The sequence below is a fragment of the Marichromatium sp. AB32 genome, from assembly GCF_003718675.1.
Classification (GTDB): Bacteria; Pseudomonadota; Gammaproteobacteria; order Chromatiales; family Chromatiaceae; genus Marichromatium; species Marichromatium gracile.
This window is the reverse complement of sequence record NZ_RHFJ01000020.1, coordinates 18,902-30,973: the sequence shown is the minus strand read 5'-3', so window position 1 is coordinate 30,973 and position 12,072 is coordinate 18,902. Positions and strand designations below refer to the sequence as shown.

General features: G+C 68.8%; 12 protein-coding genes. 6 read left to right on the top strand and 6 right to left on the bottom strand.

Features of this window, described 5'->3' with window-relative positions:
- Window positions 1-18 precede the first annotated feature (18 nt).
- Window positions 19-966: an L-lactate dehydrogenase gene (locus EBL85_RS08195; protein WP_123142646.1), complete on the top strand. Its 948-nt coding sequence runs from the start codon at window positions 19-21 to the stop codon at window positions 964-966.
- 223 nt (window positions 967-1,189) lie between these two features.
- Window positions 1,190-1,945: a class I SAM-dependent methyltransferase gene (locus EBL85_RS08190; protein WP_223806098.1), complete on the top strand. Its 756-nt coding sequence runs from the start codon at window positions 1,190-1,192 to the stop codon at window positions 1,943-1,945.
- On the opposite strand, the gene EBL85_RS17620 is transcribed toward EBL85_RS08190, so the two are convergent.
- The 3 genes from EBL85_RS17620 to EBL85_RS08175 are packed head-to-tail and all read right to left on the bottom strand — an operon-like array spanning window position 1,907 to window position 4,208.
- The gene (locus tag EBL85_RS17620) at window positions 1,907-2,161 is read right to left on the bottom strand and encodes a hypothetical protein (protein ID WP_190288058.1); all 255 of its coding nucleotides are present in this window, start codon (window positions 2,159-2,161) and stop codon (window positions 1,907-1,909) included. The two genes, EBL85_RS08190 and EBL85_RS17620, sit on opposite strands and share 39 nt — an antisense overlap.
- A 22-nt stretch (window positions 2,162-2,183) precedes the next feature.
- On the bottom strand, window positions 2,184-2,657 hold the full coding sequence (locus tag EBL85_RS08180; RefSeq protein WP_123142644.1) for a methylated-DNA--[protein]-cysteine S-methyltransferase: 474 nt from the start codon (window positions 2,655-2,657) through the stop codon (window positions 2,184-2,186).
- 45 nt (window positions 2,658-2,702) lie between these two features.
- A complete protein-coding gene (locus EBL85_RS08175; RefSeq protein ID WP_123142643.1) occupies window positions 2,703-4,208 on the bottom strand; it encodes a DNA-3-methyladenine glycosylase 2 family protein in 1,506 nt (501 codons plus the stop codon).
- Between the two features lie 142 nt (window positions 4,209-4,350).
- On the opposite strand from EBL85_RS08175, the gene EBL85_RS08170 reads away from it, so the two are divergent.
- From EBL85_RS08170 to EBL85_RS08155, 4 genes are all read left to right on the top strand, one after another.
- Window positions 4,351-5,310 (top strand): DMT family transporter, encoded by a 960-nt coding sequence (locus EBL85_RS08170; RefSeq protein WP_123142642.1) that lies wholly within the window; start codon window positions 4,351-4,353, stop codon window positions 5,308-5,310.
- A gap of 41 nt (window positions 5,311-5,351) precedes the next feature.
- Window positions 5,352-5,837: a GNAT family N-acetyltransferase gene (locus tag EBL85_RS08165; protein WP_123142641.1), complete on the top strand. Its 486-nt coding sequence runs from the start codon at window positions 5,352-5,354 to the stop codon at window positions 5,835-5,837.
- 129 nt (window positions 5,838-5,966) lie between these two features.
- Window positions 5,967-7,019 (top strand): cytochrome-c peroxidase, encoded by a 1,053-nt coding sequence (locus EBL85_RS08160; protein ID WP_123142640.1) that lies wholly within the window; start codon window positions 5,967-5,969, stop codon window positions 7,017-7,019.
- Window positions 7,020-7,216: 197 nt separating this feature from the next.
- Window positions 7,217-8,449 (top strand): NnrS family protein, encoded by a 1,233-nt coding sequence (locus tag EBL85_RS08155; protein WP_123142639.1) that lies wholly within the window; start codon window positions 7,217-7,219, stop codon window positions 8,447-8,449.
- On the opposite strand, the gene EBL85_RS08150 is transcribed toward EBL85_RS08155, so the two are convergent.
- The 3 genes from EBL85_RS08150 to EBL85_RS08140 all read right to left on the bottom strand — a co-directional run bounded on the left by EBL85_RS08150 (window position 8,427) and on the right by EBL85_RS08140 (window position 11,941).
- Window positions 8,427-10,406: a methyl-accepting chemotaxis protein gene (locus EBL85_RS08150; protein ID WP_123142663.1), complete on the bottom strand. Its 1,980-nt coding sequence runs from the start codon at window positions 10,404-10,406 to the stop codon at window positions 8,427-8,429. The two genes, EBL85_RS08155 and EBL85_RS08150, sit on opposite strands and share 23 nt — an antisense overlap.
- Window positions 10,407-10,758: 352 nt before the next feature.
- Window positions 10,759-11,406 carry a heme-binding protein gene (locus tag EBL85_RS08145; protein ID WP_123142638.1) on the bottom strand — a complete coding sequence of 216 codons (648 nt, stop codon included), beginning with the start codon at window positions 11,404-11,406 and terminating at the stop codon, window positions 10,759-10,761.
- 34 nt (window positions 11,407-11,440) lie between these two features.
- Complete coding sequence (locus tag EBL85_RS08140; RefSeq protein WP_123141514.1) at window positions 11,441-11,941, bottom strand: DUF2452 domain-containing protein; 501 nt, start codon at window positions 11,939-11,941, stop codon at window positions 11,441-11,443.
- Window positions 11,942-12,072: the final 131 nt, after the last annotated feature.

Genomic DNA, 12,072 nt, shown 5'->3' with positions numbered 1-12,072 from the left:
CACACCGGAGAGACCATCATGCTTCACCCTCACACCATCGGCATCGTCGGCACCGGCCAGGTCGGCATGGCCGCCGCCTTCTCGCTGTTCCAGCAACGCATCGCCAACGAGCTGATCCTGGTCGACCGCGACCAGGCGCGCGCCGAGGGCGAGGCGATGGACCTGATGCACGCCCAGGGCTATGTCGGACGGCGCCGGGTGCGCGCCGGCGACTATGCCGATCTGGCGCGGGCACAGATCGTCATCGTCACCGCCGGGGTCGCCCAGCGCCCCGGCGAGAGCCGACTGGAGCTGCTGCAACGCAATGTCGCGGTGTTCCGCGAGATCGCCGAGCAGCTCGACCGCCACGCCCCGGAGGCGCTGCTGCTGATCGCCTCCAACCCGGTCGACCTGCTCACCTACGCCATGGAGCAGCTCTCCAGCCGTCCGCGTCACCGTGTCATCGGCACCGGCACCATGCTCGACACCACCCGGCTGCGCACCCTGCTCGCCGAGCACTTCCAGGTCGACCCGCGCTCGGTCCACGCGCTGATCCTCGGCGAACACGGCGATTCCGAGTTCGCGGTGTGGAGCCAGGCCAACATCGGCGGCACCCCGATCCGCGGTCACGACATCCTCGGCAAGCGCTGCGACCGCTCCTGCCGCGACGCCCTGCTCGCCAAGGTGCGCGGCGCCGCCGGCTCAATCATCGAGCGCAAGGGCTACACCAACTGGGCCATCGGCCTGGTCATCGCCCACCTGGTGCGCACCATCCAGGAGGACCAGGGCAGCGTGCTCCCGGTCACCACCCGACTCGACGGCGCCTACGGTCTCCACGACATCTGTCTGAGCATCCCGGTGCGGGTCGGCATCGAGGGCGCCGGCGCGCCCCTGCCGCTCCCGCTCGACGACGAAGAACGGGCGGCGCTGGCGCATTCGGCGGAGGTGTTGCGAGGGTTCATTGATGGGCTGGGGTTGGGGATATAAACATCTCTCCAGCCCTTGCTCCAGCTATGCTGCGAGGTCAGAAACCCACAGCTTGGTCGATGCCTCCCCGTCTCCTGATCAGGGAGAGGGCCACACGGACGGCCCAACCGTGAAAGCCTGCTTTATACCTGACATCGCCGAAATCAAGGAACTTGAGCAACACCAAAATACCAGCTCTCTGATTACAGGGTATTCGCGGGCCTTCCACAAGTAATGCTGAAACATGGAGAAAGACATGATCGTGAATGGCGTGAACTTCAACATCACAAACGCAGAGCTATTCAAGCATAGCGTCGAAGGCATTCAAAAGAGTATCGCCACACCAAAAAGCTTCTTCTGCTCCGACAACATTATCTCTTGGAACCGAAACCTTAGCTTCATGACTGATAGCTCATTCATGCAGCTGGTACAGCGCCATGCCACGTCAGACATCGAGATGGCCATAATCTGGAGAACATACGTTCTTTGCTATTTCGCAAGACTCGCAACACATCTTCCTGGAGATTTTTTAGAGGTCGGCGCTTACCAGGGAAACACGGCCAATGTTATTGCCGACTGGATCGACATCGAGTCGAGCGACAAAAAATACTGGCTTTATGATGCTTTCGAGCACACTGGAATCGAAGCAAACCACGCCCTGCCAGGGCACAGCCCGGAGCTATTCGAAGAAGTCAAGAAAAGATTCCGCAATTACAAAAGCATCCATGTAATCAAGGGACACGTCCCTAACTCATTTAGTCAGGGATTCCCAGAAAGCATCGCTTTTGCGCATATCGACCTAAATCAAGCACCAGCAGAAGTTGCCACACTCGAACGTGTCCTACCAATACTGACCCCTGGAGGCATCATCGTGCTAGATGACTACGGATGGCACGGATACCGCGCTCAGAAAGAGGCCGAAGACCCGCTACTCGCGCGCTTCGGCCTTAGTGCTCTCGAATTACCGACAGGGCAAGGCCTCGTCATAAAGCCGCTGTAGACGGATGAAGACATGAACCTGAGATTGCCACCCAAGATCCGAGCGACTAGCGGCTCCTGGTGAAAAGTCACAAAACGCCACCTGACCATTCACCGACCTCCAGCATTCGCGGGAGAAGGCCGGGGCGGCCTCGCCCACCAGCGGGGTCAGCGCCGGGATCAGCCCGTGGGTGTCGATCAGGGTGCCGTAGACGTCGAAGGCGAGGGTCTGAGTCATGGTCGTCTCCTGCTGGTGTGGTTCAGTGCGCGCCGGCCTCCAGGTCGATCAACGCCTGCTTGATGCGCAAGCCGTGGGCGAAACCGGCGAGCCCGCCGTCGGCGCCGATCACCCGGTGACAGGGGATGATCAACGGGATCGGGTTGCGGCCGATGGCCGCGCCCACCGCGCGGGCCGCGCCCGCCCGTCCGATCGCGCGCGCGATCTCGCCATAGGTGGTCAGCGTGCCGTAGGGGATCTCGCCGAGCCGGGCCCAGACCCGACGCTGGAAGTCCGTGCCGGTGGGGTGGATGGGCACCGTGAACGCCGTCCTGTCACCGTCGAGATAGGCCCTCACCTCGGCCCGGGCGGCGGCGAAGCGCTCGGGGCGATGATGCCAGTCGGGATCGATGCTGAACGCGCGCGCGCCGCTGTCGAGGTGCAGCTGTGTCAGTCCGCGCGCGTCGCCGACGAGGACGACGGCGCAGAGTCGGGTGTCGAATCGGGTGTAGTCCATGGTTCGGCTCCAGGGTGAGCGGGTGCGCGCGGGCGCGGCGCCGGGTCAAGGCTCGGCGGGCGCGGCACGCACCGCGTTGGTGTTCCACAGGCAGAGCGCGGCATAGGCCCGGTAGGGCCGCCAGCGCTCGGCGTGACGCAGCGCCTCGGCGCGTGTCATCGGGCGCTCGCGCGTCAGCGTCTTGACGATCCCCAGATCGGTGACCGGAAAGCTGTCGACCAGCCCCAGACCGCGCATCGCCACATAGTCGGCGGTCCACTCGCCGATGCCCTTGACCGACAGGATGTCGCGCTTGAAGGAGTCGGCCGGCTGATGAGGCGAGAGCGAGAACACCCCCGCCTCCAGCGCCCGACAGAGCGCGTGGACGGCGGCCTGACGCGCCCTGGCGAGCCCGATCGTGGAGAGATCCAACCCCGCCAGCCGGGCGCGATCGGGGAAGAACCAGTCGAGCCCCTCGGGATAGTCCGCCGGGGTCGGCTGCGCGGCGCGCACCGCCAACCGCGCCGCCAGCTCCCCGGCGAAGCGCACCGAGACCTGCTGACCGAGGATCGCCCGCACCGCAAACTCGAACGGATCGAAGGCGACCGACAGCCGGGGCACGGCGCCGTCCTCCAGTCCCGGGCGCAGCAGGTCGTCGGCGGCGAAGCGCGCCTGGATCTCGGCGAAACGGCTCTCGAGATCGAACATCCGCCTGACCCGCGCGGCGATCTCCATCGCGCAGGCGATGTGCGCGGAGTGGATACGCAGCGCCAGCGCCGAGCGCGCCGGGTCGTCGGTCACCACGAAATAGCCCTCGGCGACCTCCGCGCGCCCGAGCAGGGCGACGCGGAAGGTGCGCGCGTACTGTGTCGTGGTGACGACCTCGACGCCGCGGATGGCGCGGCGGCGGAGGAAATCGAGGACCCGACCGAAGTCGAATCCGGGGTCGTAGTCGAGGGCATAGGACAGACAGCCGTCCTCGAAACCTTGGTGTCGTCTCATCTCGCGTAATGCCCCTGGTGTCTGACCGAAGACCTTCCCGAACACCTCGTTGAACTGCCGCACCGAGCCGAACCCCGAAGCGAAGGCGATGTCGGTGATCAGAAAGGTCGAGTCGAGCAGCAGCCCCTTGGCCAGCACCGCCTTCTGCAAGGCCCCGACCTTGACCGGCGGGACGCCGAGAAAACGCACGAACAGGGCACGGAGCTGGCGGGCCGAGAGCAGCAGCTCGGCGGCCAGGTCGTCGACGCCGTGGTGGTGCAGATAGCCGCGCTGGATCAGGTCCAGCGCCATGGCGACGAGCTGTCCGCCCTCGACGTGGGCGTGGCGCGTCCACGAACGCATGTCCGGGCGGCAGCGCAGACAGGGCCGGAAGCCCTGCTCGACGGCCTCGAACAGGGTCGCGAAATAGGCCACGTTCTCCTCCAGCGCCCGCGGCGCGGGACAGGAGGGGCGACAGAAGACGCCGGTGGTCCTGACCCCGAAGTAGAAGCGACCGTCGAAATCGGCATCCCGGCGCAACCGCGCGCTGCGGTAGAGTGCGAGATCATCGGGTGCAATGGTCGAGGTCATGTTCGCTCCGAGCGCGGATGTGCTGGTGCTCGGCGAGAATTCTCCGACCGGGCGGCGACGACGGACAAGCGATTTTCGGAACTCGCTCTCACCCCCGCGCCCGCGACGGCGCGACACGACAACCACCCGGCAACCCACGGCGATGAATCATCAGACCACCCCCCACGGCGCCTTCATCATGGTGCTGCTCGCCAACGCCGGCTTCGCCTTCAAGGGCATCTTCGCCAAGCTCGCGCTGGCCAGCGGGATCACCCTCGGCGGGATGCTGATGCTGCGCATCGCCCTGGCCATGCCGCTCTACTGGATCGCCGCGCGCACGCTCTCGCCCGTCGCCGCGCCGCTCACCGGGCGCGACTGGCGCGACGGGCTGCTCATCGGGCTGCTGTTCACCCTGGCGACGGTGGCCGACTTCGTCGCCATCGACCGACTCGGCGCGGGCCCCTCGCGGATGCTGCTGTTCACCTATCCGCTGATGGTGCAGCTGCTCGTCGCCTGGCGCGCGCGGCGCTGGCCCACCCGGCGCGAGCTGTCGGTGTTCGTGGTCTGCTACGGCGGACTGGCGCTGCTGTTCGCCCCCCGGGGCCTCGCCGGCGATCTCGGCCCGGCCGGGTGGATCGGCATCGCCTGCGGGCTCGTCTCGGCGGCGAGCTATGCCTGCTTCCTGGTGTGGGTCCAGGACACCGCCCGACGCATCGGCTCGGCGCGCTGCACCGCGCTCACCAACACCAGCACCTTCCTGGTGTTCTGCGGCTATGCGCTGCTCGGCGCCTCGCCCGCGGACTTCGCCATCCCGGCCGAGGGCCTCGGCTGGGTGGCGCTGATGGTGGTGATCGCCACCGTGCTCCCCTTCCTGCTGCTGTTCGAGGGCATCCGCCACACCGGCGCGGCGCGCGCCAGCCTGATCGCGCTGAGCGGCCCGGTGATCACCCTGATCGCCGCCTGGGCGATCCTCGACGAACGCCTGCTGCCGCTCCAGGGTCTCGGTCTGGTACTGATCATCGGCGCCATCGGCTCTCTCCAGCTCGGCGGCGACGCGCTCGCGCGGCTCGTCCGTCGCCTGCGACCGTCGTCGCGCCCTGACGGCGGGCGAGCGATACGATAGGGACGCACCCGATCAGCCGGACCACACCGAGGACGACAGCCATGAAGGCGCTCGCGACACCCATCAGACAGGCAGCGGCCAGCGACCGCGAGGACCTCGCAAGGCTGCACATCGCATCCATCCAGGGTCTGTGCGCCGGGCACTACGAGGCCGAGGCGCTGCGCGCCCGGACCGCCCTGCTCACCCCGTCCGTCTATGATCAAGCGCTGGCGGAAAAACTGGTGCTGGTCGCCGAGCAGCCCGGACACGGAGCGGTCGGGCTGGCGATCCTCGATCCCGAGGCGGCGGAGATCAGCGCCCTCTACGTCCACCCCGAGGCCGTCGGCAAGGGGGTCGGCACGGCACTGCTCGAGGCGATGGAGCAGCGCGCCGGGGCGGCCGGCATCCTCACCCTGACGACCCGTGCGACGCTGAACGCACGGGGCTTCTACGCCGCGCGCGGCTATCTCGACGTCGGCCCCGGCCACCATCGACTACCGGGCGGCGTGCGACTCCCCTGTGTCGCCATGACCAAGACGCTCGGCTGAAACCGGACCGTGCCCGGGCGGCGAGGCCGGACGCATCTGCTAAGGTTCAGGGGCGTGCCCCTGCATTCCATACCCATTGAACCGGCACGCGCGTCCATCGCCCGCCAATTCAGGAGCAGGAATCCAGCCATGATGAGCCAGATGAAGATGCTTGCCGTTGCACTCACCCTGTCGCTGATCGCGCCGACGCTGGTCGCGGCCGACGATCAGGCGCTGCGCGCCAAGGCGCAGACGGCGAGGTTGCAGCCCATCCCCGAGGTCATCGAGGACCCGGTGGACAACCCGGTGACGCCGGAGAAGGTCGCGCTGGGCAAGATGCTGTTCTTCGATCCGCGCCTCTCGGCAAGCGGGCTGATCAGCTGCAACACCTGTCACAACCTGGGGATGGGCGGCGACGACAACCTGCCGACCTCGGTCGGTCACGGCTGGCAGCGCGGGCCGCGCAACGCGCCGACGGTGTTCAACGCCATCTTCAACGTCGCGCAGTTCTGGGACGGTCGCGCCGCCGACCTCAAGGCCCAGGCCAAGGGACCGATCCAGGCCGCCGTCGAGATGGCCAACGAACCCGCACAGGTGGTCGCCACGCTGCAGAGCATGCCCGAGTACGTCGAGCACTTCGCCGCCGCCTTCCCGGACGCGCCCGAGCCGGTCACCTTCGACAACACCGCCAAGGCGATCGAGGCGTTCGAGACCACGCTGGTGACGCCCGACGCCCCCTTCGACCGCTTCATGCGCGGCGAGGACGACGCGCTGAGCGCCGAGCAGAAGGAGGGGCTGGCGCTCTTCATCAACCGCGGCTGCACCGCCTGTCACGGCGGCGTCAACCTCGGCGGTCAGGGCTACTTCCCGTTCGGTCTGCTCAAGCGCCCGGGGGCCGACATCCTGCCGCCGACGGACAAGGGACGCTTCGAGGTCACCCGCTCGGCGACCGATGAATACGTCTTCCGCGCCGCGCCGCTGCGCAACATCGCGCTCACCGCGCCCTACTTCCACTCCGGCGCGATCTGGGACCTGAAACAGGCCGTCGCGGTGATGGGCACGGCGCAGCTCGGCAGCGAGATCGGCGAGGGCGAGGCGACCAAGATCGCCGCCTTCCTCGAGGCCCTGACCGGCGAGGTCCCCACGATCACCTATCCGATCCTGCCTGCCGAGACCGAGACCACGCCCAAGCCCCAGCCCTGAGCACCACCCAGCGCCGCGCCCCTCCGCCGCGAGGGGCGCACGCCGACCCTCCCCGCCCGGCGGCGGCCGATTTGACCCGCATCAAGGCCGCCGCCGCACCGTCCTCGCTAGCCTGATCGACGCTGCCTGCGGCCCCGCGCCGCGCCCAGCCGACAACCGCCGCCGCGCGGCGGCTCATCCAGCGATCGAGATCCCCCATGCCCACACCCGCCGTCCTCGGACAGGGCTTTCGCCCCTTCTTCCTCGCCGCCACCCTCGCGGCGATCGCCGACATCGTGCTCTGGCTGGCGATGCTCCACGGGTACTGGCCCTGGCCGCACCACCTCGGCGGGGTCGGCTGGCACGCCCACGAGATGCTCTTCGGCTATTTCGCCGCGGTGATGGCGGGCTTCCTGCTCACCGCCGCGCGCAACTGGACCGGGGTCGCCACCCCCACCGGGGCCACGCTCGCCGCGCTGCTCGCGCTCTGGCTCGCCGGACGGGTCGCGCCCTGGCTGGGCGGGCCGCCGCTGCTCGCCGCCGCGCTCGATCTGGCCTTCCTGCCGGCGCTCGCCGTGGCGCTGCGCGACGCGCTGTGGCACGGGCCCAACCGCGCCAACCGTGCCTTCATGGCGCTGCTCGCGGCGATGTCCCTGGCCGGGGCGATGGCGCACCTCGGCGCGCTGGGCTGGCTCGCCGGGGGCGAGACGCGCGGTCACCGGCTGATGCTCGATCTGGTGGTGATCCTGCTGGTGCTGATCTCCGCGCGGGTGATGCCCTTCTTCATCGAGCGCGGGCTCGCCGGGGCGCGACCGCGCACCTGGCCCGCGCTCGAGCGCGCGCTCCCGGCGCTCGGCCTCGCCCTGGCGCTGACCGACCTGATCGCGCCGCTCGGCGTGCTCGCCGGGGCGCTCGCCATCGCCCTCGGCGGCGCGCTGCTGGTGCGTCTCGCCGGCTGGCACGACCGACGCCTCTGGCGCACGCCGCTGCTCGCGGTGCTCTATGTCGGGCTGCTGTGGCTGGCGCTGGGGCTGGTGCTCGACGGACTCTCGGCGCTCGGCGCACTCGCCCCGCGCGGCGCGCTGCACGCGCTGACCGTCGGCGCGATCGGGGTGGTGACGCTGGGGATGATGGCGCGGGTCACGCTCGGGCACAGCGGCCGTCCGATGCGCGCCGGGCCAGCGACGCGCGTCGCCTTCGCACTGATCAACCTCGCGGCGCTCGCGCGTGGGCTGGGGCCGGTGGTACTGCCGGAGGGCTACAGGCTCTGGCTGGTCGTCGGCGGCGCGTGCTGGATCGGCGCCTTCGCACTCTTTCTGTGGGTCCACGCGCCGATGCTGGTCAGACCGCGGGCCGATGGTCTCATGGGCTGTCGCGCCGGCGCGAAGGACGCCCCGAAGCAGCCATCGGCCGGCGCGCGCGCACCCCTCACACCCGGAACTTCTGCATGATCCGCGTCATCGCGCCGTGAGAGGACTCCAGATCGGCGATCAGCGAGCGCAGATCGGCCATGGCGCTGGCGATCTCGCCCGACTCGCCCTTGACCGTCGCGACCTCGGCGGCGATCTCCTCGGCGGCGGCGTGCTGACGCTGCGCGGCCTCGGCGACCAGCTCGATCTGCTCGCGGATGCCCTCGATCTGGGCATGAAGGTTGTCGATGTTGCCGAGCGAGCGCGCGCTGCGCTCCGAGGTGCGCTGGCTGGTGTCGCGGATCTCTTCCATGATCTGGCGCAGCGCCTCGGCCTCGCTCCTGATCGCGGCGAGCACCCCGCCGATCTCACCGGTGGCGGTCTGGCTGCGGATGGCCAGTTGCCGCACCTCGTCGGCGACCACCGCGAAACCGCGCCCGCTCTCGCCGGCGCGCGCGGCCTCGATCGCGGCGTTGAGCGCGAGCAGGTTGGTCTGCTCGGAGATGGCGTTGACGCTGTCGAGGATCCGCGCGATCGACTGGCTCTTGTCGTTGAGGCTCGCCGTCGAACCGAAGGCGCGCTCGTTCATCCCCGCCAGCGCCTCGATCGCCTGCTGGGTGCCCTGGGTCATCTCTCGCGCCTCCCGCGACAGCTCGGTGAACCGCACCGTGCTGTCGAGCGCGCCCTCGGCGGCCTCGGTGATCCGCCCGGAGGTCTCATTGAGCGACTGAGTCACCCCGGAGATGCCATGCACCGCGCCATCGGCACTGGCCACCTGGGCCACCACCTGGTCGGAGACGCTCTCGACCTTGTGGATGCTCGCGCTGGTGGAACGGTCGCTGACCACCAGCTGCTCGACCACCTCGCGCAGGTTGGCCACCATGCGATCGACCGCGCGCAGGATCAGCCCCAGCTCGTCGCGCGAGTCGTCGGCCAGACGCAGCGACAGATCGCCGGTCGAGGTGATGCGATCGAGCGCCTGTCTGACACGATCGATCTTGCCGGTGAGCTTGCGCGCCACCGCCACCGAGACCAGCGCGACCAGCGCCAGCAGCACCCCGAAGACGACGAAGGAGGCCGCCACGGTCAGCTGCGCCCGCGACTGGCGCTGCTCCATGGCGGCGAGGATGCCTGTCCTGACCGCGTCCATCAGCGCCTTGACCTCACCGATATAGCGCGTCGCCGCAGCAAACCAGTCCCCCGGCGACGGGTACTCGCCGGTGAGCGTGCCCGACTCGGCGAGCAGGCGATTCTGCACCCGATCCATCATCTGCGCGGTGTCGGAGTCGACCACGACGTTGAACTGGCGCTGCAACCCAGGGTCGGTCTCCGTGCTGAACTGCCCCACCGCGCGGCGCAGATCGGCGACATAGAAGCGCAGCGCCTGCTGCGCGGCCGGGGTGATCTCGCCGGCCGAGAGCACGCCGTTGACCTTGCCGCGGAGCTGGCCGAGCTTCTCCTTGACCCAGGCGAGGTGCCAGGACATCAACAGCTGGCGACGGGCCAGATCGTCACCGATATGACCGATGCACTTGACGAAGAGATCGAGGGCGTTGGCGTTGATATCGGAGTAGAAGCCGAAGGCCTCGGCGCCGCGGCGCGCGTCGACCTGGGTGCGGATACGCGAGCGCCCGGCGGCAAGCTCCACCAGCCGGCGCAGGCCATCGACCAGATCGCCGTAGCCGAGCCGCGCGGGGTCGATCAGCGCCTCGACCCGGGCGAGCGCCGCGTCGGCACGCTCGCGCTGGGCGAGGATCTTCTGGTGCAGCGCGGCGTCGCCCGAGCCGATATAGCCGGCCGAGAGTCCACGCTCGACGGCGAGGTTGTGGGCGACCGCCTCCACCGCATAGGCGACGTCGACGAGATGACGGTTGTGCCGGGCCTGCGCCACCTGATCGAACTGACGCGAGATCACCAGCCCGGAGAGCGACAGCAACGACAACAGCGCGATGGCGAGGATGACGGCGAGCGCGACCTTCAGGCTCAGATGCTTGAACATGGAGCGATTCATCCCTTGACTGATGAGGCAGGCGCGCGCGCCACACCAGTGACCCCGGAGGCGGAGACGGCGGCCAATTCATCATCGGCGGGAGGGGCCTGGCACGCGACTCGGTGAGACCTATCTGTGTACGGATGCTCGCAGTCACAAGGTCGTGCCGGACGGCGGCGGACAACTGACCTTCGCCCTCCCGATCATTGACCAAGGGGGGGTGCGACGGCAGGACGACGGTCTCGGCCCCGCGCCTGGGCGGCGCGGCGGACCACACGGAAAGGACACGAAAAGTCAATCCATCGCGCGTCTGTCCGTGCGGACGGCGCCGCACGGACAGCGCGGGCGAGGTCAGTCGGGCCTAGTCGGTCGCGGCCAGCTCCAGCATGACCTCGTTGCGACGCAGGAAGCCCGGGGTGAGGGGGTCGTTGTAGTAGGCATAGGTCGGCGCGCCGGCGACGGCGAGGCCGCGCGTCTCGAGCCAGGCGCGCAGCCTCGACTCCTGCTCGGCGATCAACGCATCGGTGGCGCGTCCGGAGAAGCGGATCACGGCCACGCGACGCGGCTCCAGCGCGCGCAGCCGCACCGTCTCGCCCGCCGGTGCCGGCAGGCTGTCGAGGTCGTAGCGCGCCGGCATGATGAAGCGCACCGCCCACTGACCCGCCGCGTCGGTCGGGGTCTGGGTGACCGGAACCGTCATCGCGATCGGCTCGTCGGCGGGCGTCTGGGTCACCGGGGCGGTCATCGACACCGACTCGCCCTCGCGCTCCTTGGCGAAGATATAGCCGGCCAGCGGCCCGAAACCCGCGCTCAGCGCCGCGCGCCGGTCGCCGTCGCGGCGCACCTCGGCGACGATCAGCGCCGGGTAGTCACGGATCTCGATCGTCTCGTCGCGCTCGACCACCCGGTAATCCGGGGTCTCGACGTTCTGCACCACGAACACGAACACCGCCATGGCGACCACGCCGAGCACGGCCATGGCGCCGATCAGGATCAGCACGAACTTCATTGATCAAACCTCCGGGGTCGGAAACAGGGGGGATTCAACGCTCGCCGGACTCGGGACCCAGCCCGCCGATGCGCAACAACTGGCTGACCAGCTCGCCGGTGTCGTCGTCCGCACCGAGCTGCTCGGCCGGGGTCCAGGAATAGTCGGTCTCGAGCCGGTAGGAGCCGACGAACGCGTGCGGCACCGCGCCGCCCCAGTCCTCCGGCGAGAGCATCGAGAAGAAGGTGCGACCATCGGCGCGACGATAGAGGTGATAGGTCTTGCCGGGGATACGCTTGAAGGCGCACTGGGCCTGGTTGAGCGCCTGCTCGACCTGGGCGTCGGCCAGCACCTTGCGCGCCTCCTGCTGGAGCAGCTTGATCTGATCGGCAATGACGCGCAGCTTGGCCCCGGTGCGGGCACCGAGCATCGCCTCGGCCCGCTCGACCTCGGCGGTGAGCTCGCGGGTATCGAAGGCCGGGGCCAGCCGGCTGACCGGATAGGGGGCGCTGCGCTCGTCTCCGGTGTGCAGCACCGGCTTGTGGTCGTCGCTCATGCAATCTCCTGAATCACTGATCTCACCGGCAACAGATGGCGCTGGCGGACGAAGAACTCCAGCCACATCCGAGGCCCGGTGGTGCACATCGAGGGTCGATGCCGGGTATTCTACCCACCAATCCAGCCCCA

Bases quoted from the DNA above. Each gene is read 5' to 3' on its own strand.
- EBL85_RS08180 (WP_123142644.1), bottom strand. From the start codon at position 2,657: ATGGACTACACCCGATTCGACACCCGACTCTGCGCCGTCGTCCTCGTC.
- EBL85_RS08150 (WP_123142663.1), bottom strand. From the start codon at position 10,406: ATGTTCAAGCATCTGAGCCTGAAGGTCGCGCTCGCCGTCATCCTCGCC.
- EBL85_RS08160 (WP_123142640.1), top strand. From the start codon at position 5,967: ATGATGAGCCAGATGAAGATGCTTGCCGTTGCACTCACCCTGTCGCTG.
- EBL85_RS08195 (WP_123142646.1), top strand. From the start codon at position 19: ATGCTTCACCCTCACACCATCGGCATCGTCGGCACCGGCCAGGTCGGC.
- EBL85_RS08165 (WP_123142641.1), top strand. From the start codon at position 5,352: ATGAAGGCGCTCGCGACACCCATCAGACAGGCAGCGGCCAGCGACCGC.
- EBL85_RS08155 (WP_123142639.1), top strand. From the start codon at position 7,217: ATGCCCACACCCGCCGTCCTCGGACAGGGCTTTCGCCCCTTCTTCCTC.
- EBL85_RS17620 (WP_190288058.1), bottom strand. From the start codon at position 2,161: ATGACTCAGACCCTCGCCTTCGACGTCTACGGCACCCTGATCGACACC.
- EBL85_RS08170 (WP_123142642.1), top strand. From the start codon at position 4,351: ATGAATCATCAGACCACCCCCCACGGCGCCTTCATCATGGTGCTGCTC.
- EBL85_RS08190 (WP_223806098.1), top strand. From the start codon at position 1,190: ATGGAGAAAGACATGATCGTGAATGGCGTGAACTTCAACATCACAAAC.
- EBL85_RS08140 (WP_123141514.1), bottom strand. From the start codon at position 11,941: ATGAGCGACGACCACAAGCCGGTGCTGCACACCGGAGACGAGCGCAGC.
- EBL85_RS08175 (WP_123142643.1), bottom strand. From the start codon at position 4,208: ATGACCTCGACCATTGCACCCGATGATCTCGCACTCTACCGCAGCGCG.
- EBL85_RS08145 (WP_123142638.1), bottom strand. From the start codon at position 11,406: ATGAAGTTCGTGCTGATCCTGATCGGCGCCATGGCCGTGCTCGGCGTG.